The sequence below is a fragment of the Aminobacter sp. GW821-FHT11F06 genome, from assembly GCF_058808215.1.
In genome coordinates this window covers 426,296-446,503 of record NZ_JBXARL010000001.1, presented here as the reverse complement: position 1 = coordinate 446,503, position 20,208 = coordinate 426,296, and the positions used below count along the sequence as shown (strand labels likewise).

The 20,208-nt window shown below is 61.6% G+C and carries 18 protein-coding genes and 1 tRNA gene; 14 read left to right on the top strand and 5 right to left on the bottom strand.

What is annotated here, in order from left to right:
* Positions 1–154: 154 nt before the first annotated feature.
* From AC1RTB_RS02160 to AC1RTB_RS02125, 8 genes are all read left to right on the top strand, one after another.
* Positions 155–421 carry a hypothetical protein gene (locus AC1RTB_RS02160; protein ID WP_492876549.1) on the top strand — a complete coding sequence of 89 codons (267 nt, stop codon included), beginning with the start codon at positions 155–157 and terminating at the stop codon, positions 419–421.
* 270 nt (positions 422–691) lie between these two features.
* Positions 692–765 (top strand) — tRNA-Cys (locus AC1RTB_RS02155).
* 188 nt (positions 766–953) lie between these two features.
* Positions 954–1,628, top strand: coding sequence for a protein-L-isoaspartate O-methyltransferase family protein (locus tag AC1RTB_RS02150; protein WP_492877289.1), 675 nt, complete (start codon positions 954–956; stop codon positions 1,626–1,628).
* Between the two features lie 167 nt (positions 1,629–1,795).
* Positions 1,796–3,172, top strand: a complete 1,377-nt coding sequence (locus AC1RTB_RS02145) for a TolC family outer membrane protein (RefSeq protein ID WP_492877291.1) — start codon at positions 1,796–1,798, stop codon at positions 3,170–3,172.
* A gap of 233 nt (positions 3,173–3,405) precedes the next feature.
* A complete protein-coding gene (locus AC1RTB_RS02140) occupies positions 3,406–4,158 on the top strand; it encodes a PopZ family protein (protein WP_492876551.1) in 753 nt (250 codons plus the stop codon).
* Between the two features lie 303 nt (positions 4,159–4,461).
* Positions 4,462–7,245 carry a valine--tRNA ligase gene (locus AC1RTB_RS02135; protein ID WP_492876553.1) on the top strand — a complete coding sequence of 928 codons (2,784 nt, stop codon included), beginning with the start codon at positions 4,462–4,464 and terminating at the stop codon, positions 7,243–7,245.
* 365 nt (positions 7,246–7,610) lie between these two features.
* The gene (locus AC1RTB_RS02130) at positions 7,611–8,849 is read left to right on the top strand and encodes an outer membrane protein transport protein (RefSeq protein WP_492876555.1); all 1,239 of its coding nucleotides are present in this window, start codon (positions 7,611–7,613) and stop codon (positions 8,847–8,849) included.
* A 734-nt stretch (positions 8,850–9,583) separates the two neighbouring features.
* On the top strand, positions 9,584–10,399 hold the full coding sequence (locus AC1RTB_RS02125) for a tetratricopeptide repeat protein (RefSeq protein WP_492876556.1): 816 nt from the start codon (positions 9,584–9,586) through the stop codon (positions 10,397–10,399).
* A gap of 83 nt (positions 10,400–10,482) precedes the next feature.
* On the opposite strand, the gene AC1RTB_RS02120 is transcribed toward AC1RTB_RS02125, so the two are convergent.
* The 4 genes from AC1RTB_RS02120 to AC1RTB_RS02105 are packed head-to-tail and all read right to left on the bottom strand — an operon-like array spanning position 10,483 to position 14,560.
* Positions 10,483–10,659: a hypothetical protein gene (locus tag AC1RTB_RS02120; RefSeq protein ID WP_492876558.1), complete on the bottom strand. Its 177-nt coding sequence runs from the start codon at positions 10,657–10,659 to the stop codon at positions 10,483–10,485.
* A 31-nt stretch (positions 10,660–10,690) separates the two neighbouring features.
* On the bottom strand, positions 10,691–11,962 hold the full coding sequence (locus AC1RTB_RS02115) for a TonB family protein (protein ID WP_492876560.1): 1,272 nt from the start codon (positions 11,960–11,962) through the stop codon (positions 10,691–10,693).
* Between the two features lie 10 nt (positions 11,963–11,972).
* Positions 11,973–12,410 (bottom strand): hypothetical protein, encoded by a 438-nt coding sequence (locus tag AC1RTB_RS02110; RefSeq protein WP_492876561.1) that lies wholly within the window; start codon positions 12,408–12,410, stop codon positions 11,973–11,975.
* Between the two features lie 2 nt (positions 12,411–12,412).
* On the bottom strand, positions 12,413–14,560 hold the full coding sequence (locus AC1RTB_RS02105) for a TonB-dependent receptor domain-containing protein (RefSeq protein ID WP_492876563.1): 2,148 nt from the start codon (positions 14,558–14,560) through the stop codon (positions 12,413–12,415).
* Positions 14,561–14,765: 205 nt separating this feature from the next.
* Here AC1RTB_RS02105 and hemP point away from each other — a divergent pair, with 205 nt between their 5' ends.
* From hemP to AC1RTB_RS02080, 5 genes are read left to right on the top strand one after another with little or no spacing between them, the layout of a single operon-like run.
* The gene (gene hemP, locus AC1RTB_RS02100) at positions 14,766–14,987 is read left to right on the top strand and encodes a hemin uptake protein HemP (RefSeq protein ID WP_492876565.1); all 222 of its coding nucleotides are present in this window, start codon (positions 14,766–14,768) and stop codon (positions 14,985–14,987) included.
* Positions 14,988–14,997: 10 nt separating this feature from the next.
* Entirely contained in the window at positions 14,998–16,053 is a 1,056-nt protein-coding gene (locus AC1RTB_RS02095; RefSeq protein ID WP_492876567.1) for a hemin-degrading factor, read from the top strand.
* 8 nt (positions 16,054–16,061) lie between these two features.
* On the top strand, positions 16,062–16,964 hold the full coding sequence (locus tag AC1RTB_RS02090; RefSeq protein WP_492876569.1) for a heme/hemin ABC transporter substrate-binding protein: 903 nt from the start codon (positions 16,062–16,064) through the stop codon (positions 16,962–16,964).
* Positions 16,965–16,974: 10 nt separating this feature from the next.
* Positions 16,975–18,084 (top strand): FecCD family ABC transporter permease, encoded by a 1,110-nt coding sequence (locus AC1RTB_RS02085; RefSeq protein ID WP_492876571.1) that lies wholly within the window; start codon positions 16,975–16,977, stop codon positions 18,082–18,084.
* A gap of 23 nt (positions 18,085–18,107) precedes the next feature.
* Complete coding sequence (locus tag AC1RTB_RS02080) at positions 18,108–18,899, top strand: heme ABC transporter ATP-binding protein (protein WP_492876573.1); 792 nt, start codon at positions 18,108–18,110, stop codon at positions 18,897–18,899.
* Positions 18,900–18,906: 7 nt separating this feature from the next.
* Here the strand turns inward: AC1RTB_RS02080 and rirA are convergent, their stop codons facing one another.
* On the bottom strand, positions 18,907–19,368 hold the full coding sequence (gene rirA, locus AC1RTB_RS02075; protein WP_492876575.1) for an iron-responsive transcriptional regulator RirA: 462 nt from the start codon (positions 19,366–19,368) through the stop codon (positions 18,907–18,909).
* A 231-nt stretch (positions 19,369–19,599) separates the two neighbouring features.
* Between rirA and AC1RTB_RS02070 the strand changes: the two genes are divergently transcribed.
* Positions 19,600–20,151 (top strand): GNAT family N-acetyltransferase, encoded by a 552-nt coding sequence (locus tag AC1RTB_RS02070; protein ID WP_492876577.1) that lies wholly within the window; start codon positions 19,600–19,602, stop codon positions 20,149–20,151.
* Positions 20,152–20,208 lie beyond the last annotated feature (57 nt).

Here is a 20,208-nt window from a genome sequence, read left to right as displayed (position 1 = left end):
GATTTGCAAAGCCGTAATCGTTCTTTTTCGAAGTTTTTCCCCACGACCTTTCTGGTAATCGCCTTCAAGCGCGCTCATATGACGGCTTCGCAAGGACCTTCGCGCGCTTGGCGCGGCATTCGGGCGCAGACGGATCAGCGGATATGCAGGGATAATGATCACACAGAAACCTCAGCAGCCCCCGAGGCGGAAGATTTCGGTCTTCGGCCGCGAATTCGCCATGCCGCGCTCGCGCGGCGTGCGGATCGGGCTGGGGATCCTGCTTTGCTTCTTCGGCCTGCTCGGTTTCCTGCCGGTGCTCGGCTTCTGGATGATTCCGCTTGGCCTGCTGATTCTTTCGCACGAGTTCCACATCGTGCGTCGTGTGCGCCGCAAGCTGATCGTCTGGTGGGAAAGGCGCAAGCGCCCGGCGAACAACTAGCCACTCTATACGGGTGGAGGATTCGCGACACGGCTTGGGGGGGGGGCGTCAGCCTTGTTCGTGCGCATCAGGCCGGCATGAAACAGCACTGCCACCACACGTATGGTGAAGGGCGGGGCCTCGGGCTTCGTTTCAGTGGGGGCGCCTGAACATGTGCTCCATCGATTCCCGCAAGCTCGTCTGATCCAAAACCAGCGGGAAACAATCTTCCCCGCTTGACGGCGGATTCCTGGCAACCTATTGGAGCCGTGTAGACGCCCGAAGCGGCGAGGCCTCGTGGCGGAGTGGTTACGCAGAGGACTGCAAATCCTTGCACCCCGGTTCGATTCCGGGCGAGGCCTCCAGCTTCCTCGGCAACCGCCGCCGAGGACCGCATTCGGGTGCACTACAGCGCCGCGCGCGCTGTTCGGCTGCGCAAGGACGCTGTAGCACTAAAGAGTCAGTGCGTGTCCTTTCCGAAAATCACATCGAATTTTCGGGGTCACCCACGAATTTTTGCGCGTCACGCGCCGAAGGCGGGCCCGGTTTGAACATGAACGCTGAATTTTCCGAACGTCGCGTGAAGATGGTGGACGGTCAGATCCGCACCACCGATGTGACCGATGCCGCCATCTTGTCCGCGATGCTCTCGGTGCCGCGCGAGGCGTTCGTCGAGAACGGTCAGCGCGAGCTTGCCTATATCGACGAGGACCTGCGCTACGCGGCGACGGCCGCTGCCGATCAGCCGCGTTATCTCATGGAGCCGTCGCCCTTCGCCAAGCTGGCACAACTGGCCGAGATCAAATCCAGTGACTTTGTGCTCGATGTCGGTTGCGGTACAGGCTATTCCTCAGCCGTGCTGTCGCGCCTCGCAAGCTCGGTGATCGCCTTGGAAAGCGACGCAACACTTGCCGCGCGTGCCACCGAAACATTGTCTTCGCTCGGTTATGACAATGTCGTCGTCGTCTCCGGGGCACTGCCTGCCGGTTATCCGTCGCAGGCGCCATACGATGTCATTTTCATCGGCGGCAGCGTCGAGCAGGTGCCCGAAGTGCTGCTTGCCCAGCTCAAGGAAGGCGGCCGCCTGGTCGCCGTCGAGGGGCGAGGCAATGCTGGTGTGGCCGCAGTTTATCTCAAGAACGCCGCGACAGTAACAGCCCGCAAAGCCTTCAATGCGGCAGTTAAGCCACTACCCGGCTTCAATCGAACACGCGAATTTGAGTTCTGATCTCCTTTTTCTTGCGGCGCATCGAGTGTCGTGATGATCTAACGCTCGAACGAGTGCGACTGATTCCGGACTGATTTGGTCTGGAATTGGCGCTTTAGGTCTGATCCGGCGAGGGGCATCCAGACTGCCTTCAGGCAGTCCGCCGCAGAATGAATGAGGGACGCGTGTTGCCGTTTTTCCGTAAAAGCTTGTTTGCCGTAGCCTTGGTTTCAGCCACGGCGCTCTCGCCGCTGTCGGCCTCGGCGGAAACAATCCTTGGTGCCCTTTCAAAGGCGTATCAGAACAATTCATCGCTCAATTCGGCCCGCGCCGGTGTGCGCATTACCGATGAAAGCGTAGCCATCGCCAAGTCAGGCTGGCGTCCGACGATAGCAGGCACCGCCAGCGTCGATTATTCGTCGACGCGGCGTTCGAACGCGACCACAAATCTGTCGGTCGGTTCGTTCGGCGTTCAGATCAACCAGACGCTGTTCGACGGTTTCCAGACCAGGAACAACGTTGCCGGAGCCGAGGCGCGCGTACGGGCATCGAATGAGAGCCTGCGCAACACCGAGCAGACCATCCTGTTTAATGCTGCCGCAGCCTATATGGATGTCATCCGCGACCGCCAGGTGGCAGACTTGACCGAGCGAAACCTGAAGTTCCTGACGGAACAGGTGCGCGCGGCGCGCTCGCGTTTCGACGTGGGCGAAGGCACGCGCACCGACGTGGCGCAGGCGGATGCTTCGCGTTCCGCTGCGATCGCATCGCTGGCTGCCGCGCGTGCGGCTGCGTTGTCCAGTGCGGCGGTTTACCGCGAGATCGTCGGCGACGAGGCGAAGAGCTTGAAGGCGGCCTCGCCACTCAGCAAGTTGCTGCCCAAAAGCCTGGATTCAGCGATCGCGCTGGCTGCGAAACAGCACCCGGCAATTCTCGCGACTGAATATCTTGTCGATGCGGCAGGGTTTTCGGTGAAGTCTGCGGAAGGCCAATTGCTGCCGCAAGTGTCGGCTTCAGCAGGCATTGCACAGGAATATCGTGACACCTCGCCGACCGCCTTCAGTGACGGCAATGCCACTTCGGCCACCATCGGCGCCACGTTGACCGTGCCGATCTACCAGGGTGGCCGTGTTGCCGCGACGGTGCGCCAGCAGAAAGAGACGCTGGGCCAGGCTCGGATCGAGGTCGACGTCAGCCGCGATCGGGTTCGCGCGGCAGTGACGGCTGCATGGACGCAGTATACGGCGGCGATGGAAAGCGTGACCGCCAATCGCGCGCTTGTAGCGGCCCAGCAGCTGGCGCTCAACGGCGTCATCGAAGAGCGCAATGTCGGCCAGCGTACCACGCTCGACGTGCTCAACGCGCAAAAGGATGTCATCGACGCCCAGATCAACCTCGCGACATCCGAGCGCGACACTGTCGTGGCGAGCTATGCCATCCTTTCGGCGACGGGCTACCTGTCGACCGAGCGGCTTGGGCTGCAGGTGGCGAAGTACCAGCCGCAGGAGCACTACAACGCCGTCAAGGACAAGTGGTTCGGGCTCAGGACGCCGGACGGCCGCTGACCGTCAGAGCGACCGCAGAAGTTCAAACGGGCGTCCGCTTCGATGGAGCAGGCGCCCGTTTTCATTCGCCGGCCAAGCCAGCCAGGGCGCCGCGCGGTAATCTGTTGAAATCGGCGGACCTGTCCGATTGGGGATTCTCGAAGGGGAATCAGTAGGCTACGCTTGGGCTCTGATTCGAAGCCCGTTTCGACGGGCGGGTTTTGTAACCTGTCACGAAGGCGGCGGATGTGACGATGGCCCAGGCTAGCAGCGCTCAGCGCGAACCCTCGATGGAAGAGATTCTCGCTTCCATCCGCAGGATCATCGAAGACAACGACACCGGACGCCGTCCGGCCGTTGATTTCGAGCAGATGCGCCCGGAGCCGGAAGACGACCGTGGCGACCGCAATGTCATCGAAGTCGAAGCATTCCGGGCCGAACTTCAGGCGACCAAGGCCGTGCCTGTCGATGTGAAGCCCGAAATCGCCCCAACTCCAGTCAAGCTCGAGACCGCGCGTCGCGACGATGCCAGCAGCTCGGCACTTTGGCCGTCGATCGAGGCGAAGACGCCTGTCGTCACGAAGACGCCTGTGGTGACAGAGACGCCCGCGCCTGCGGCCGAAGCCCTGGCAGCCGTGCGCGCGTCCGCGGCAAGCTGGACGCCCAAATCCACATTGGCCGTCGAGCAGATGGAACGCCTGGCTGGCCCGGCACGCGAACCGGAAAAGGTCGAAGCGCCGGTCACGGCTGTACCCGCCGAGCCGGCAACTGCTGACGAACTGCTTTCGGCGAAGCCCGTGATCATTTCCGAGCAGGCAGGTCGCCAGGTGTCGGCGGCCTTCGGCGAGCTCAACGATGCTTATGCGGCGCGCAGCCGAAAGTCGTTTGACGACATCGCCGCCGAGATGATGCGGCCGATGCTGCAGGACTGGCTCGACAACAACCTGCCGACGCTTGTCGAGCGGCTGGTACGTGAAGAGATCGAGCGCGTGGCGCGCGGCGCCTGACAGGCTAAGTCTCCATCAGATATCCATAGGCCTTCATCCCGCAGAAATTGTGATTCTTGGCCAATGGCTTGCGCTGAACAGTGCATGTCGAAGATGAAGTGCCTTGGCCCGCGTCACGCGCTATGCTACCTACGGGCCGCAGCAATGAGTTCGTTTGGCGCCTGCCATGAGCTTGCCATCCGGTTCGGCAACAATGAAGCTGCACGCGCTGTTCGCGCCACTTGCAGCCCCGACGGTTGACTCGATCCCACCCATCCGATTTACACCGGACCAGTAAATCCGGACCAAACGGAACCAATTCCGATGCTTGAGAAGACCTACGACGCAAAGACCGTCGAACCCAAGATTGCCAAGACCTGGGAAGACGCCGACGCCTTCAAGGCCGGCGCGGGTGCTGCCGAAGGCGCGGAACCGTTCACGATCGTAATTCCGCCGCCCAATGTCACCGGCTCGCTGCATATGGGGCACGCGCTCAACAACACGCTGCAGGATATTCTTGTCCGCTTCGAGCGTATGCGCGGCAAGAACGTGCTCTGGCAGCCGGGTATGGATCACGCAGGCATCGCCACCCAGATGGTGGTCGAACGCAAGCTGATGGAAAAGCAGATCCATCGCCGCGACCTGACGCGCGAGCAATTCGTCGAGCGCGTCTGGGAGTGGAAGGACGAGTCGGGCGGCATGATCTTCAACCAGCTCAAGCGGCTGGGTGCATCCTGCGACTGGTCGCGCGAGCGCTTCACCATGGACGAGGGCCTGTCCAAGGCGGTCATCGAGGTGTTCGTCACGCTGCACAAGCAGGGCTTGATCTACAAGGACAAGCGCCTTGTGAACTGGGACCCGAAGCTTTTGACCGCTATCTCCGACCTGGAGGTCGAGCAGCACGAGGTCAACGGCAACCTCTGGCACTTCCGTTATCCGGTCGAGGGCGAGGTCTACGATCCGGAGAACCCGAGCACCTACATCACTGTGGCGACCACGCGGCCGGAGACGATGCTTGGCGATACGGCTGTCGCGGTCCATCCCGACGACGAGCGTTATGCCGCGCTGGTCGGCAAGAACGTCGTGCTGCCGATCGTCGGCCGCAAGATTCCGATCGTCGCCGACGAGTATTCCGATCCGGAAAAGGGTTCGGGCGCGGTCAAGATCACGCCGGCGCATGATTTCAACGATTTCGAGGTTGGCAAGCGCCACAATCTGCCGGCGATCAACATCCTGACCGTCGAGGCCAACATCAACATTGTCGACAACGAGGAATTCCTCGAAGGTGTCGAACGCAACGAGACGCGCGACAGTGTGTGGGCGCAGCTACACGGCCTCGACCGCTTCGCGGCGCGCAAGCTGGTCGTCCAGATGATGGAGGAGGGCGGCTTCCTCGACAAGATCGAGCCGCATAAGCACATGGTGCCGCATGGCGACCGTGGCGGCGTGCCGATCGAGCCGTATCTGACCGACCAGTGGTGGGTCAACGCCGCCGAGATGGCCAAGCCCGCGATCCGCAGCGTGCGCGAGGGCCGCACCAATTTCGTGCCCAAGAACTGGGAGAAGACCTATTTCGACTGGATGGAGAATATCCAGCCCTGGTGCGTGTCGCGCCAGCTGTGGTGGGGACACCAGATCCCGGCATGGTATGGCCCCGACGGCCATGTCTTTGTCGAGCGCACCGAAGAAGAGGCGCTCGATGCGGCCATCCAGCATTATCTCGCCCTTGCCGGACCTTGGAAGGCTTGGGTGGAGGAGCAGCTTGAGAATTTCGAGCCCGGCAAGATCCTGACCCGCGACGAGGACGTGCTCGACACCTGGTTCTCGTCAGCACTTTGGCCGTTCTCGACGCTCGGCTGGCCAGACAAGACGCCGGAACTCGATACCTACTACCAGACCGACGTTTTGGTGACCGGCTTCGACATCATCTTTTTCTGGGTCGCCCGGATGATGATGATGGGCCTGCATTTCATGGACGAGGAGCCGTTCCACACTGTCTATGTCCATGCGCTGGTTCGCGACAAGAGCGGCCAGAAGATGTCGAAGTCGAAGGGCAACGTCATCGATCCGGTCGAACTGATCGACGAGTACGGGGCGGATGCGCTGCGCTTCACCTTGGCCATCATGGCGGCGCAGGGGCGCGACGTGAAGCTCGACCCGGCTCGCATCGCCGGCTACCGCAACTTCGGCACCAAGCTGTGGAACGCCACGCGCTTTGCCGAGATGAACGGTGTTGCGCGCAATGACGAGTTCTGGCTCAACGACGCCAAGCTGACTGTCAACCGCTGGATCCTGACCGAGCTCACCCGCGCCACGCGCGAGGTCACGGCGGCGATCACCACCTACCGCTTCAACGAAGCGGCGGGTTCGGCCTATCGTTTTGTCTGGAACACCTTCTGCGATTGGTATCTCGAACTGCTGAAGCCGATCTTCATGGGCGAAGACGAGGCCGCCAAGGCCGAAAGCCAGGCGGTCGCGGCCTTCGTTCTCGACGAGATCTACAAGCTGCTTCACCCGATGATGCCGTTCATGACCGAGGAGCTGTGGGCGCATACGGCGGGCGAGGGCAAGGAGCGGTCGTCGCTGCTTTGCCACGCGGCCTGGCCGTCGCCTGACTTCGAGGATGCGGGCGCTGCCGCCGAGATCAACTGGCTTGTCGATCTTGTCTCAGGCATCCGCTCGGTGCGCTCGGAGATGAACGTGCCGCCGGCGGCAATCGCGCCGCTGGTCTTTGTCGGCGCCAATGACGAGACGTTGGCGCGCCTCAAGCGCCATCAGTCGGCGATCGCCCGTCTGGCCCGTGTCGGCGAGATCACCCATGCGGCAGCGGCACCCAAGGGGGCCGCGCAGATCGTTGCCGGTGAAGCGACCGCATGCCTGCCGCTCGGCAGCCTGATCGATCTGACGGCGGAAGCCGCGCGCCTGCAAAAGGAACTCGCCAAGACAACCGAAGAGATCGCCCGGCTGCACAAGAAGCTGTCGAACGAAAAATTCGTCGCTTCGGCTCCCGAGGATATTGTCGCTGCCGAGCGCGAAAAACTCGAAGACTACCGCCAGACGCAGGAAAAGCTCGACACGGCACTTTCCCGTGTCAGGGACGCCGGCTGACGATTCGAAGCTAAAGCGCTGCCGCGGCTTTACGCTGCGGCAGCAACTTCGTTTGCCGCCGGAACAAGCATGCCGCTACGTAAATTGCGGCAGTGTAACCATTTTCCGCCTGATTGTTGCCATAATGTAACAAGGGGCTGAAATGCCCGGAAAATGAGTGTTTCCGGGGCATTCATCCATGGATTTTCCTGGAACTCTGTTCGCGAAAACAGCGAAACCACTAAAATTGACGTTTGCGTAAGCGGAAGGTCTGCGGCGATCTCTTGGAGAGACGGCTTCGGCACGCGCGTTTGTAAAAAATCAATGTTGCGTGATGAGAATGAAATCGTTCAATTCGGCTCACGAGCATTTCGGGAGAGGACACAATGAATATTTCGCGTCTCAAAGCGCTGCTGGGGGCAACGGCGCTGACGATCGTAGCAGCAGGTGCGGCACAGGCCGGTGGTTTTGACCGCGGCGGTGTGAACATCGACCAGTTGTTTGATGCAGCACCTTATTCCTTCGAAGCCGGCGTGACCTATGTGTCGCCTCAGCGCACGCTGAAGAACGTTCGCCGCCTTGACGGCACGCGACTGGCATCTCCTGAAGTCAAAGTTGACGGTGACTATGCCGTGCCGAGGGTGGGGCTCAAGTTCAACGTTGTCGATCCGGTCGACTGCCTGGCTTCCTATTCGAAGCCATATGGCGCCGACGCCAATTATGGCATGAACAACGCCTATTCTCCGACTGCGGTAAAGTATTCGATCGATACCAACGACTTCGGCCTGACTTGCTCGTACAAGATGGACGTAGGCAAGGGATCGGTCCGCTTCATCGGTGGCGTGTCTTATCAGGATGTTGACGCGTTCTTGTCGCGCCAGACACTTCTCGGTTTCGGAAACAAGGGCCTCGGCGTTTTCAAGCTCTCGGACTCGTCCTGGGGCTGGCGCATCGGCGGCGCCTACGAAATGCCCGAGATCGCCTTCCGGGCAAGCCTGATGTACTATTCGCGCTATCAGTATGACGGGCTCTCGGGCACGGTCGACACGACCGGATTTAGAGGCCGTGGGGCCCCCGCTGACGCGGTTCCTGGTTCAACCGGGGTCTTCCCGGTGACTGCGTCCGCCGAGATTCCGCAGGCAGTCGAGTTCAAGTTCCAGACGGGTATCGCGCCTGACTGGCTGGCATTCGGCTCCGTCCGGTGGCAGGAGTGGAGCAAGCTTGGCGTTATACCGATCAAAGGCGTTCGGAGCCCGGCTACCGGTGGTATTCCCGGCTCGCCAGATTCGAAGGTGTCCTTCGATCCCCTCTATCGTGACGGCTGGACCATCGCCGGCGGTGTCGGCCATAAGTTCAATGACATGATCAGCGGTGCCGCCCAGATCACCTGGGATCGCGGTACATCCACCATCTCTGGCTATCAGTCGGACACCTGGAATTTTGGTGCTGGCATATCCGTGGCGGCGACCCAGAACATCGAGTTCCGACTGGGTGGGTCGATCGGCATCATGACCGGCGGAGAGTCGGCCTATAATGGCGTCGGCGACGTTGCGAATGCCGTCATATATGAATTTGACAGCGATCCGGTCTATGCCGGTGCTGCGTCAATGAAGATCAAGTTCTGACCAAAACGCCATGAACCCGCCCTCCTGGTAGAAACCATTGGGAGCAGGGCAATTGAGCCGGGCCTCGCGCCCGGCTTTTTGTTGGCTACGGCCCATTTCCATTTCGGAAACCATGGCGCGGCAAGTCCGCAACGGTTGTGATGATTCAGCAACACTTTTCCAGCAAGCTTTCGGCTAAGGAACCAAGCGGGACAATTGCCCATTTCCCGCCATAAACCCGGCGCACCCCGGATAGGTCTTTTGACGAGTGCCCGGATTTCGGGTGGAACATGAAGTAGGCCCGCGATGGTGCGGCAGGAACAGGAATGAACGCCAAGGCAATCCTCAAGGCCAAGCTGCCCAGCCACCGCAAGACGGCGGCACTGGCGCATGCGCTTGCCTGTTCCTATTTGCCGATGAGTTTTCGGGCTCGCTGCGGAAGCAATCTTGACATTGTCGGCGGACTGGCTCGGCCGACGAGGACGTCACTCGATCACGATTGCTTGCACGAAATTGGCCGTACTTTGGTCGAAAACAGCGAGCATCGTGGCCTTATCGATGCTCAGGACATGAAGCGCCCGGCCAAAAATGTTGGCAAGGCACGGCCCGAGCCCGAATTGGCGGAGAGGGTGAAAGAGTTGAAACCGTGCTCAACCGGCGGTCGGTTGGGCGCGACCTGGAATTATGTCCGAACCGCGCGGCCAAGCCGTGATGGCGCGGTCACCCGCCTTGGTGGGCGAAAGAAGCACACTGCTATGCGCATATCTGAATTGGTAAGAGCATCAGCCTTTTCGGCGCTTGTCGCGGCAGCCCTCATGGGCGCTGCTGGCGAGGCGCTGGCGTTCGACGACAAGGTCTTCGACGACAAAACAGGGGTGAAGCCGCAGTCGAGCCCTTGGGCCGTGTTCCAGTTCGGTTTCTCCGCCTACAAGAGCGGCCACAAGGATCAGGCTGTCGAGGCCTATCGCTATGCCGCCGAAAATGGCCAGATCGGCGCCACCTGGAAGCTCGCGCGCATGTATGCCGAAGGCGACGGCGTGGCCCAGAACGATTACGAAGCCTTCAAGTTCTTCACCGAGATCGCCGAGCAGGATGTCGAGCCCGGCTCGCCCGAGGAGAGCTACGTCTCCGACGCGCTGGTGGCGCTTGGTGGCTACATGAAGGAAGGCATTCCCGGCAGCCCGGTGTCTGCCAACCAGGTCGCCGCGCAGGAATATTACATGCGCGCCGCAGCCAACTACCGCAATCCCGACGCCCAGTACGAGATGGGCAAGATGTTCCTCAGGGGCGATGGCGGTGTAAAGGCTTCGGTCAAGCAGGCCGGCCGCTGGCTGCAGCTCGCTGCGGAAAAGGGCCATGCCGGCGCACAGGCGACGCTCGGCAATCTGTTGTTTGAGAGCGGCAAGGTGGTGCGCGGTCTCGCCATGATGACCGCAGCGCTTGAACGCGCGACACCTTCCGACCAGCCCTGGATCAGGGGCATGCAGGAAGAGGCCTTTGCGCTTGCCGACGAATCCGACCGGCGCACGGCGATCTCGCTTGCCGAAGACATCCTGACCAAGGGCAACTAGTCGGCCCGCTGCCTTGTTCTACAAAGGCCACCATCGGCCATCGACAACCCAGCGCGTGCAACAACACCCGGGTTCTGTTTCCGTCAGAACATGAAACGTCCTGGCGGGTTCGGGCCAGCCTGGACAATTCCGTCGCGGCGAAAGCGCGCGAGTTCGGTGACGTTGTCAGCGGCTATCCGGCCAAGAAATTCTCGCAGTTCCGGCCTCAGACCATCGCCATGCCGCTTGGCCAGTTGGTCAAGCGCGCTCAGTTCCAGCATTCGAGTGCCTTTCGTTTGCTATTCGAGGTCGTCAGCGGGCGACCCCGAGCGGCAGCGTGAACTGCCAGCTTGAGCGGCCAGATTCTGGCGGAATGGGCGGGAAAGGGGCCGCGCGCCGCACGGTTTCGAGCGCGGCACGATCGAGGTCGTCGGAACCCGAACTCTGGACGATGCGCACGGCGCCGACACCTCCGGACGCGTTGACGACAAAGCTCACATGAACGTCGTTTTGAGCCTTGGCCCGGGCCGAGCGCGAGATCGAGCGCAGCGCCCGGCGCAGCTTGGAAACAACCTTGCCCGGATAATTCGACGCCGAAGCATTGCCTGACATGGCGCTGCTGCCGTTCTTGCCCTTGGCCGTAGTGGTGCCGTTGGCAGCGCCATCAGCCTCGCCTTTCCTGGCGTCCGCCTGACCGCTGCCGGCCGAGCCCGCCTTGATTGGCTTTTGCTTCTTCGTCGGGGCCTTGTCTGCCTTCCTGAGCTGTTCGGCCTTTGGTTCCGGCTTCTTGACCGGTTTTGCCTCCGCTTTTTTGACCGGCTTTGTCACTGGCTCGGGCTTCGGCTCGACCTCTGCGACAATTTTCTCAGCTTCGGGCGAAGGCGCGGGCTTTTCGATTTCGACGGGCTCGGTCTTGGCCAGCTCAGCCGGCTTCTGGACGACATTGTCGTGTTCGACCGGCTCCTGCCTATCGGTGGCCAGGATTTCGGGAAGCGGGCTGGTCACGGCTGGCTGGAGCGGCTGTTCCGCAACAGGCTGGATGGTTTCCGCCGCAGGCGTTTCGATGGCCGCAGTTTCGACAGCTTCGATCGTTTCTGGCTTAGTGACAGTGCGTGCCTCGATTGTCTCCACCGGCTTGGCGTCAAGTAGCGTGATCATCGTCACATCGACCGGGTCGAGTTCGGATATCTCGCCCGCCGCCGACTGATCCTCCGGCGCGTTGCCGAGCAGGGTAATGCCAGCGTCGGCACTGCCTTCGATCAGCACCTGGTCTTCGTTGCCACGCATGATGAAGAACATCGCGACCGCTACGTGCAGTGCGCATGAGGCCATGATTGCAGCCAGCCATTTGCGGTTGCGTGCCTTGGCCATGATCGTCTTGGGCGCCAGCGGCTCGCGTGCGCGAACCGACAGCAGCGGGCTGGCATCGGCGATGTAGGTTCGCTCGGTAGTGTCGCGCGCGCCGATCTTCAACGCATCACGCGGGATCGCGAATTTGGGATCGTCGGGCTCGACGGGCCAAGCACCAAAGCCGGCCAACGGCCAGACTAGGGTGCTTTTGGCGAAGGCTGGCTCGATCCCCACGAACTGTTCCTCAGATGCCGAATGCGACGCCGGATTTGGATTCGGTGCGCAGCGACTTCAGGCAGGCCGACGGCTCAACGCCTGAGCCCACGCATTCGGTGGCGTGGTTGATCAGCACGCGGCTGACTTTTGCGCATTCAGTACCCGGCAGATCGAAACGGGTCACTTTGGTCTTGCCGGCGGGCAGTTCCTTGAAGTCGAGCACGGTCAGCCGGTCGACGACACCCGCCTGGTTGAACAAGGCAATCTCGAACGCCGCCTTTGAAAGTTCGGCGCCGAGATTGTTGGTCACCACGAAGGTGAAGCGACAGCCCTTGTCGGAGGGCTGTGCCGCATTGAGTTCGAGCACCAGGGCAGGGGGTGGCGGGGCACTTTGCGCCCCCGCCGCGCCCGCAGCCGCCAAAAGAGCGGCTGCGATAACTACAGGCTTTGTGCGGCCGAGCGGCATTGTCACCACCCGAGCTGCTTGGACAGGGAGATCTTGAACGTCCGGCCCTTGGCGTCGTCGTTCATCAGGAACTCCTTGTATTGACGGTTGAACAGATTATCGACGCCAAGATTGGCCTCCCAACCGGCAAGCTGGCCGTCCTGCGGCTTCCAGGTCATGAAGATGTCGTGGACGTCGAAGGCTGTGGCAAAGCGCGTCGAGTTTGGATCCGCGACGGGGGCCGTGTCCCGATCGCGCGCGGCATCCTGCGGACCGGCCACGATGCGCGCCTTCCAGCCGAAGGTTACGTCGTAGTCGGGCACCTTGCCGCCGAGCGTCAGAGCCAGTTCGTGCGGTGCGACCGTCGTCAGATAGGCGTCGGTCATCTTGTTCTTGCCGACCACGTAGGAATAGGCGGCGTTGGCAAAAACGTAGTCGGTATCGTAGGCGGTCTCGATCTCGAAGCCGTACAGTTCGGCCTCTTCGATATTGACGAAACCGGGCTTGTTGTTGAAGCCCGAAGCAAACGGCCGATTAAGCGCGATCAGGTCCTTCACGTCATTGTAGAAGCCCGTGACCTTGATCTGGCCCGCGTCACCCGCCTGCAGCATATCGGACCCGGACAGCGCGAAACCTGCCTCGAAATTGTTCGACTGCTCTTTCTTCAGGCCAAGGCTCGGCCGGAAGGTCGAGGACGAACTCGCGGTTGAAAACACCTCGTCGATGGTCGGGAAGCGCTCTGTATGCGCGATGGAGCCGAACACTGAAAAGGTATCGTTGAACTTGTAGAGCGCGGCCACCTTGGGCGAGAAGGCGGTGTCGTCGGTCGATGGTGCATTGAGTGCCGTGTCAGGCGTCAACCTGTGCCAGTCGAGGCGCACGCCGGGTATGATCGTCAGGCGGTCGTCGTAGACGAATTCGCTTTGCGCAAAGACGCCGGTCTTGAGATCGGTGCCTTCGGGATGGAAGGTGACGGGGAACTGCCGGCCGTTGTTGAAGAAGGCTTCGGCGACGCGTGTCTGGTAGGTCGTCTGCGAACCGAATGTGAAGTGGTTCGTCCAGTTGTCGCCAGTCCACTCCATCGTGTTCTGGGCATTGAACTGCCAGGTTTCGTAGCCGTAGTTCGAATCGCAGACCACCGCGAAGGAGCCTGGGCTACAGGCCGAGCGCAGGTCGGCATTGCGCTGCTCGTTGTGGGTGTTTGAATAGGACGCTGACACCTTCACATCGAGCATGTCGTTGTCGGCGAACGGGTTCTCGTAGGAAACCACGGCCGTCTGGTCGACGACGTGACGGTCGACAAGGCCAAAGAAGGAGGCGGTGCTGGTTTGCGACAATTGCTGGTCGTCGAGATCGGAATCCCAGCGCTGGTACGAGGCGCGCAACGTGCCTTCGTCTCCGACCTTGAACGTGCCTTTGGCGAGACCCGACCAGGCCCTGAAGTTTGAGCCGAGAACGTCGGTGCCATCGCCCGAGCTGTAGACGCTGGAGCCGCGATAATTGCCGGTGAGCAGGAATTCGGCATTTTCGCCCATGCGCTGGGCCAGCACCGTCGACGTCAGGTAGCCGTTGCCGTTGCTGTTCCAGGAAACCTTCTGGCGCAGCGCGCCGCTCTGGCCATCGGCGATGAAGTCGGAGGCGTCCTTGGTTTCGAAATTGATCACGCCACCAAGGGCGCCCGATCCGTAGAGCGTGGACGAGGCCGGGCCGCGCAGCACTTCGACGCGCTTGTAGAGCTCCGGATCCGAGAAGAAGGAGCCGAGCCGGTACTGCTCATAAAACTTCTGGGTGCCATCGACATTGACGATGATGCGGCCGCCGTCGCCGGTGTTTTCAGGGGCGCCGATGCCGCGGATGTTGAAGCTCTGGCCAAGCAGCCTGTCGGAGCCGGTGACGTTGACGCCCGGTATCGCACGAATGATCTCGCCGATCGTCTCGGGCTGCAGTTGGTCGATGTCCGCCTGCTCGAGCACCGAGACGGCCTGCGGCGTGTCGATCGCCACCTTTTCCGCACCCGCGCCGAGCACGAGGCGCTGCAAAACGGTTACGCGCCCTTTCTTATCCTGTTCATTCGTCTGCGTTTCCTGCGCTTTGGCGCCCTGCAATCCCACCAGCACCGCGATCGCCGCTCCGCCCAACAGAGCAGCCTTGTTCCGAGCAACAAGCCCCATATCCCAACTCCAAATGTCCCTTGCTGGCTTGCCTGGTGCTCGCTTGCATTTTTTCGTCCGCCCGGTACGTCTTAAATCTTGACTCAATCTGTCCGGTATTGCACTGACTAGTAAACATGAATGTTCGAGTCAACTAATTGATTTGAACATCGTGGCCTCGACCGGACTGAGCCGGCGCGGCGGACGGATGAAGGAGTGGAATGAGATGAATTCACACAATCCGAACCATTTCCGTTCTGGCCAAATTCGGCACGGATACCGCAGGCCGGAAGGCCAGGTCGCGGCGCGTCCGATCACCGGATCGCTCGCCAGGACGCTGACCAGCGAGTCGCTGTTTCTCGGTGATTTCGAGATCGGCATCGACCATGGCGGTGCGCTGTACCGCCTGAAGATCACCCGTCAGGGCAAGCTCATTCTCAACAAGTAGGTATTTGCAAATGGACCAGCGCGTAAAGCCCGCCCCGCATGACATCCGGCGGGCGCGGACCGACAACCCGAAGATGCGCGAGCGCGATCTCGCCAGCCACCTTGGCATTTCCGAAGCCGAACTGGTGGCGGCGCATTGCGGCGAGAGTGTCGTTCGCATCGAACCGCGCGTCAACGACCTGCTGACCGGGCTCGAGGCCGTTGGCGAGGTCATGGCGCTGACGCGTAACGAAAGTGCTGTGCACGAAAAAATCGGCGTCTACGACAAGGTGGTGCCGGGCAAGCATGCCGCCATGGTGCTGGGCGAAAACATCGACCTGCGCGTCTTTCCAAGCGCCTGGGCGCATGGTTTTGCCGTCGAAAAGCGCGACGGCGACGATATTCGCCGCAGCTTGCAGTTCTTCGACGCGGCGGGCGTTGCCGTGCATAAGGTGCATCTTCGCCCGTCGTCCAATCTCTACGCCTACCAGAAGCTGGTCGAGGCCCTCGGCACCGACAATCAGGACCCGCTGATCGCCACTGTTGCCGCGGTCGCCGAAAAGCCTGTCAACGACGGCTCGGCAAGCGTCGATGAACTGCGCCAGCGCTGGAGCACGATGACCGATGTGCACCAGTTCTTCGGCATGCTGCGTACGCTCAAGCTTGGCCGCCAGCAGGCGATGCGTATGGTCGGCGCGGACTATGCCTGGACGCTGGACAAGGACGCACTGCCCACCATGTTCAACCAGGCGGCGGAGAGTGAACAGCCGATCATGTGCTTTGTCGGCAATCACGGCTGCATTCAGATACATTCCGGCCCGGTGAAGAACATCAAGCCGATGGGGCCGTGGATCAACGTGATGGACGAGACATTCCATCTGCACCTGCGTCTCGATCACGTCCACGAACTGTGGGCCGTGCGCAAGCCGAACACGGATGGCCATGTCACCTCGGTCGAGGCTTATGACGCCAATGGCGAGATGATCATCCAGTTCTTCGGCAAGCGGAAGGAAGGCGAGGGCGAGCGCGAGAGCTGGCGCAACCTCGCCGAGAACCTGCAGCGCACATCCCAGCCGCAGGCTGCGTAAGGAGAATGATGATGTCGGCACCCCAAAGGCTCGCACGCGCGGGCGCACTAGGCCTGTCGCTATTGCTTTCGACGACCATCGCAAGTCTTGCTGTCGAAGGTGTTTCGGTTCTGCCCGACCGCTCGCGCGTTGCTTCGGTTGGCGGCTCGATCACCGAGATCGTCTATGCGCTGGGCGAACAGGGTGCGCTCGTTGCCCGCGATTCGACCAGCGTCTATCCGGAAGCGGCGTTCAAGCTTCCAGATGTCGGTTACATGCGGGCGCTTTCGCCCGAGGGCGTTTTGTCGGTTAACCCGTCCGGCATCCTGGCCCTTGAGGGCAGTGGTCCGAAGGAAGCGCTCGACGTGCTGAAGAAGGCGAGCATTCCCTTCATCTCGGTGCCCGAAGGGTTCACCCACAAGGGGATCATCGAAAAGGTCCGTGTCGTCGGCAAGGCACTCGGTGCCGACGCCAAGGCCGAAACGCTTGCCGCCGAGATCGACAAGCAACTGAGTGACGCTGAAGCTCTGACCAAGGATATTCCGCAGGCCGAGCGCAAGCGCGTGCTGTTCATCCTGAGCTTGCAGGGCGGCAAGATCCTTGCTTCGGGCAGCAGCACGGCTGCCGACGGCATCATAGCGCTCGCAGGCGGGGTCAATGCGGTCGAAGGTTTCTCCGGCTACAAGCAACTCACCGACGAGGCGGCGATCACCGCCAAACCCGACATCATCCTGATGATGGATCGCGGGGGGCAACTCGCCATCGGCGATGCCGATCTGTACGCCCACCCAGCCATCGCATCGACGCCAGCCGGACAGGCCAGGAAGGTAATCCGCATGGACGGCGCCTACCTGCTCGGCTTTGGCCCGCGCACTGCCGGTGCGATCAAGGATCTGGCCGTTGCGCTCTATGGCGACGCGGTCAAGAAGTAAGGTCAGGACAGTGGTGGATGAAACGATCGCCGGCCTGACCGGCGAAGACAAGGGTGGCCGCCATGTCAATGGCGACCGCTCCGCGCGAGCATTGCTCGCCATTGGCGTGCTTGCCGTGGTTCTGGCCGTCACCGCGCTGTTCAGCCTGACCTGGGGCGCTTCAGACGCCTCGGCACTCGGGCTCATCGGCAACTGGCTGTTTGGCGCAACGCCTGCCAACGAAGCGCTGTCGGCGCGTGACAGCATCATCGTCTACGACATCCGCTTGCCGCGCATCATCCTGGGCGTGCTTGTGGGCGCGGCACTCGCCGTATCGGGCGCTGTCATGCAGGGCCTGTTTCGCAATCCGCTCGCTGACCCCGGTCTCGTCGGGGTGTCGGCTGGTGCCGGGCTCGGCGCGGTTTCTGTGATCGTGCTGGGCGGGACTTTTCTGGCGCCTTTCACGGCTCTGCTCGGTAGCTACGCACTGCCGCTCGCTGCCTTCGGCGGTGGACTGGTCACGACGATCATCCTCTACAATGTCGCGACACGGCAGGGCCGCACCTCGATCGCCACCATGCTGCTGGCCGGTATCGCGCTCGGTGCCATGGCCATCGCTCTGACCGGCATCCTGGTCTACATGGCCGACGATCGGCAGTTGCGCGACCTGACCTTCTGGCAGCTAGGCTCGCTCGCTGGAGCGACCTGGCTGAAGATCGCCGCCGCCGGACCGATCATCGTGCTTGCGCTGGCGACCACGCCGTTCCTGGCCAAGGGGCTCAACGCTCTTGCGCTAGGCGAAGCGACGGCAAGCCACCTCGGCGTTCCGGTCCAGCGGCTGAAATATGTGGCCATCGTTGCCGTTTCGGCAGCCATCGGCGCATCCGTGGCCGTCAGCGGCGGCATCGGTTTCATCGGCATTGTCGTGCCGCATTTGCTGCGCCTGGCGATCGGACCTGACAACCGCTACTTGCTGCCGGCCTCGGCTCTGCTGGGTGCTTGCCTGCTGCTGCTCGCCGACGCTGTCAGCCGCACCATAGTAGCGCCCGCCGAATTGCCGATCGGCATCGTCACCGCTGCCGTTGGCGGGCCGTTCTTCCTGTGGATTTTGCTGCGCAAGCGCGGCATCGTCGATCTTTGATGGCGTGTTGTGAGGGTGAGAAAATGATCGAAGCACGCCAGGTCTCCGTGTCGATTGGCAGCACGCGCATCGTCAGCGATGTCGATTTCACCGTGCGCCCGGGCGAGCTGGCGGCAATTGTCGGGCCTAACGGCTCCGGCAAGACCACGTTCCTCAAGGCGCTGACCGGGGAACTGCCTTATTCCGGCAACGTCTCGCTCAACGGCCGCAACGCCACCTCGATGAAGCCGTGGGAAGCTGCGAGCATTCGCGCCGTGTTGCCACAGCAGACGGCGTTGTCTTTTCCGTTCACGGTCCACGAAATCGTCAAGCTTGGCGTGACGGGTGGCAGGTCCGGCGTGCTGGCTGGCGAGGCCGACCGGCTGCCGGAGCGGGCATTGGCGCGCGTCGACCTGGAAGGGTTCGCAGGGCGCTTTTATCAGGAGCTATCGGGTGGCGAGCAGCAGCGCGTCCAGCTTGCCCGTGTGTTGTGCCAGGTCTGGGCGCCGGTTCTGGACGGTCAGCCGCGCTATCTGTTCCTTGATGAGCCTGTGTCCAGTCTCGACATCAAGCACCAGCTGATCATCATGAACATCGCCCGCGACTTCGCGCGGCGCGGCGGTGGCGTGGTGGCGATCCTGCATGATCTCAACCTGACGGCGATGTTTGCCGACCAGATCTGCGTCATGCACAGTGGCAAGCTGGCCGCGTCGGGTTCACCCCAAACCGTGCTCACTGACGATCTTATCGAGAAGGTGTTTGGCTGCCGTTTGCGCGTTGGAGCACTACCGGCTGCGAACATTCCGTTCGTTCTGCCGCAATCCGCCGCAGCTTGACAGGCGCTCAGCCCGCCAGTGCCTGCGGCGCCGGGAAATGAATGCCAAGCAGGTCGCGCATATTCGGCCGTGCGGCGACGAGGTCAGCGATCGAATAACCGGCGAGCACCGCAAAAAACGCGTTCAGCGCTTCGCGCAGGGCCGTGTTCAGGCCGCAGCTGTCGACCAACGGGCACTCAGCGGCATCGGTCTCGAAGCATTCGGCCATGGCGAAGCTCTCTTCGGTGACGCGCACCACGTCGAACAGCGAAATCTGGTCGGCGGGCTTGGCCAGGCGCACGCCGCCATTGCGGCCACGCACTGTCTCGACCAGCTTGGCTTCGACCAGCGGCTGCAGGATCTTGAACAGGAACAGCTCCGACACCGTGTAGGCGGCGGCGATTTCGGGGACTCGGCTCAGCCGTCCATCATTTGCCGCGCAATACATCAGGATGCGCATGGCGTAATTTGTCTGGCGTGTGAGGCGCATTGCGATTTCCTTGCTCTGCGTTGAGTCCGCGAGTGGTTCTAATATGGCCCATACCTTAGAACAATTCCAGACAGCGTTCGTCAATATATGTGAGAAATGTGGTCATGTTTATGGCGCAGGCCAGCCTTGCATATGTGGGCAGGTCTATGGGTTGAATTCCATGCTGCATTGCACAATATTGGGGATGTCGGGAGTCGAAGACTCTGGGGAGGAACCCAAGAGGACTGCGACATGGAACAGATCATACACGCACAACGGCCGCTGACGGGCGTAATCCGCCAGCTCAGGCCGTCCGATCTGCCCCGTTTTGCCGAACATCTCCTGAGACTGGACGAACAAAGCCGGCGCGACCGCTTCAACGGCCTGACCGACGACGATTTCCTCAGCTCATATGCCGAACGCAGCTTCCGCGAAGGTGCGACGGTGGTCGGCTATGTCGAGGGCGACAAGGTCCTGGCTGCCGCCGAACTGCACGAGCAAGCCGAAGAGAGCGAACCGACTGCCGAAATCGCTTTCAGTGTCGAACGCGAAATCCAGCACAGAGGCATTGGCGGGCGCCTGTTCCAGCGTCTGGTCGCACAGGCGAGGGGGCTCGGCTATCTCAGGCTTCAGGTGACAACCCACTCGAACAACGCCGCCATGAAGGCACTCGCACGCCGCTTCGATGCCAAGCTCAGCTTCGAATTTGGCGAAGCCAACGGCGTCATCGAGCTTGCGGCTGATGGCGCTGCCGATGCCGATTGGCTCGCCCGCCGCCGCGCCGCCCCGGCGATTGCCGCCTGAAACCGCATTTCGAATTGAAGCAGCGGACGGCATTGCCGATATAGTCCCTGTGACGAA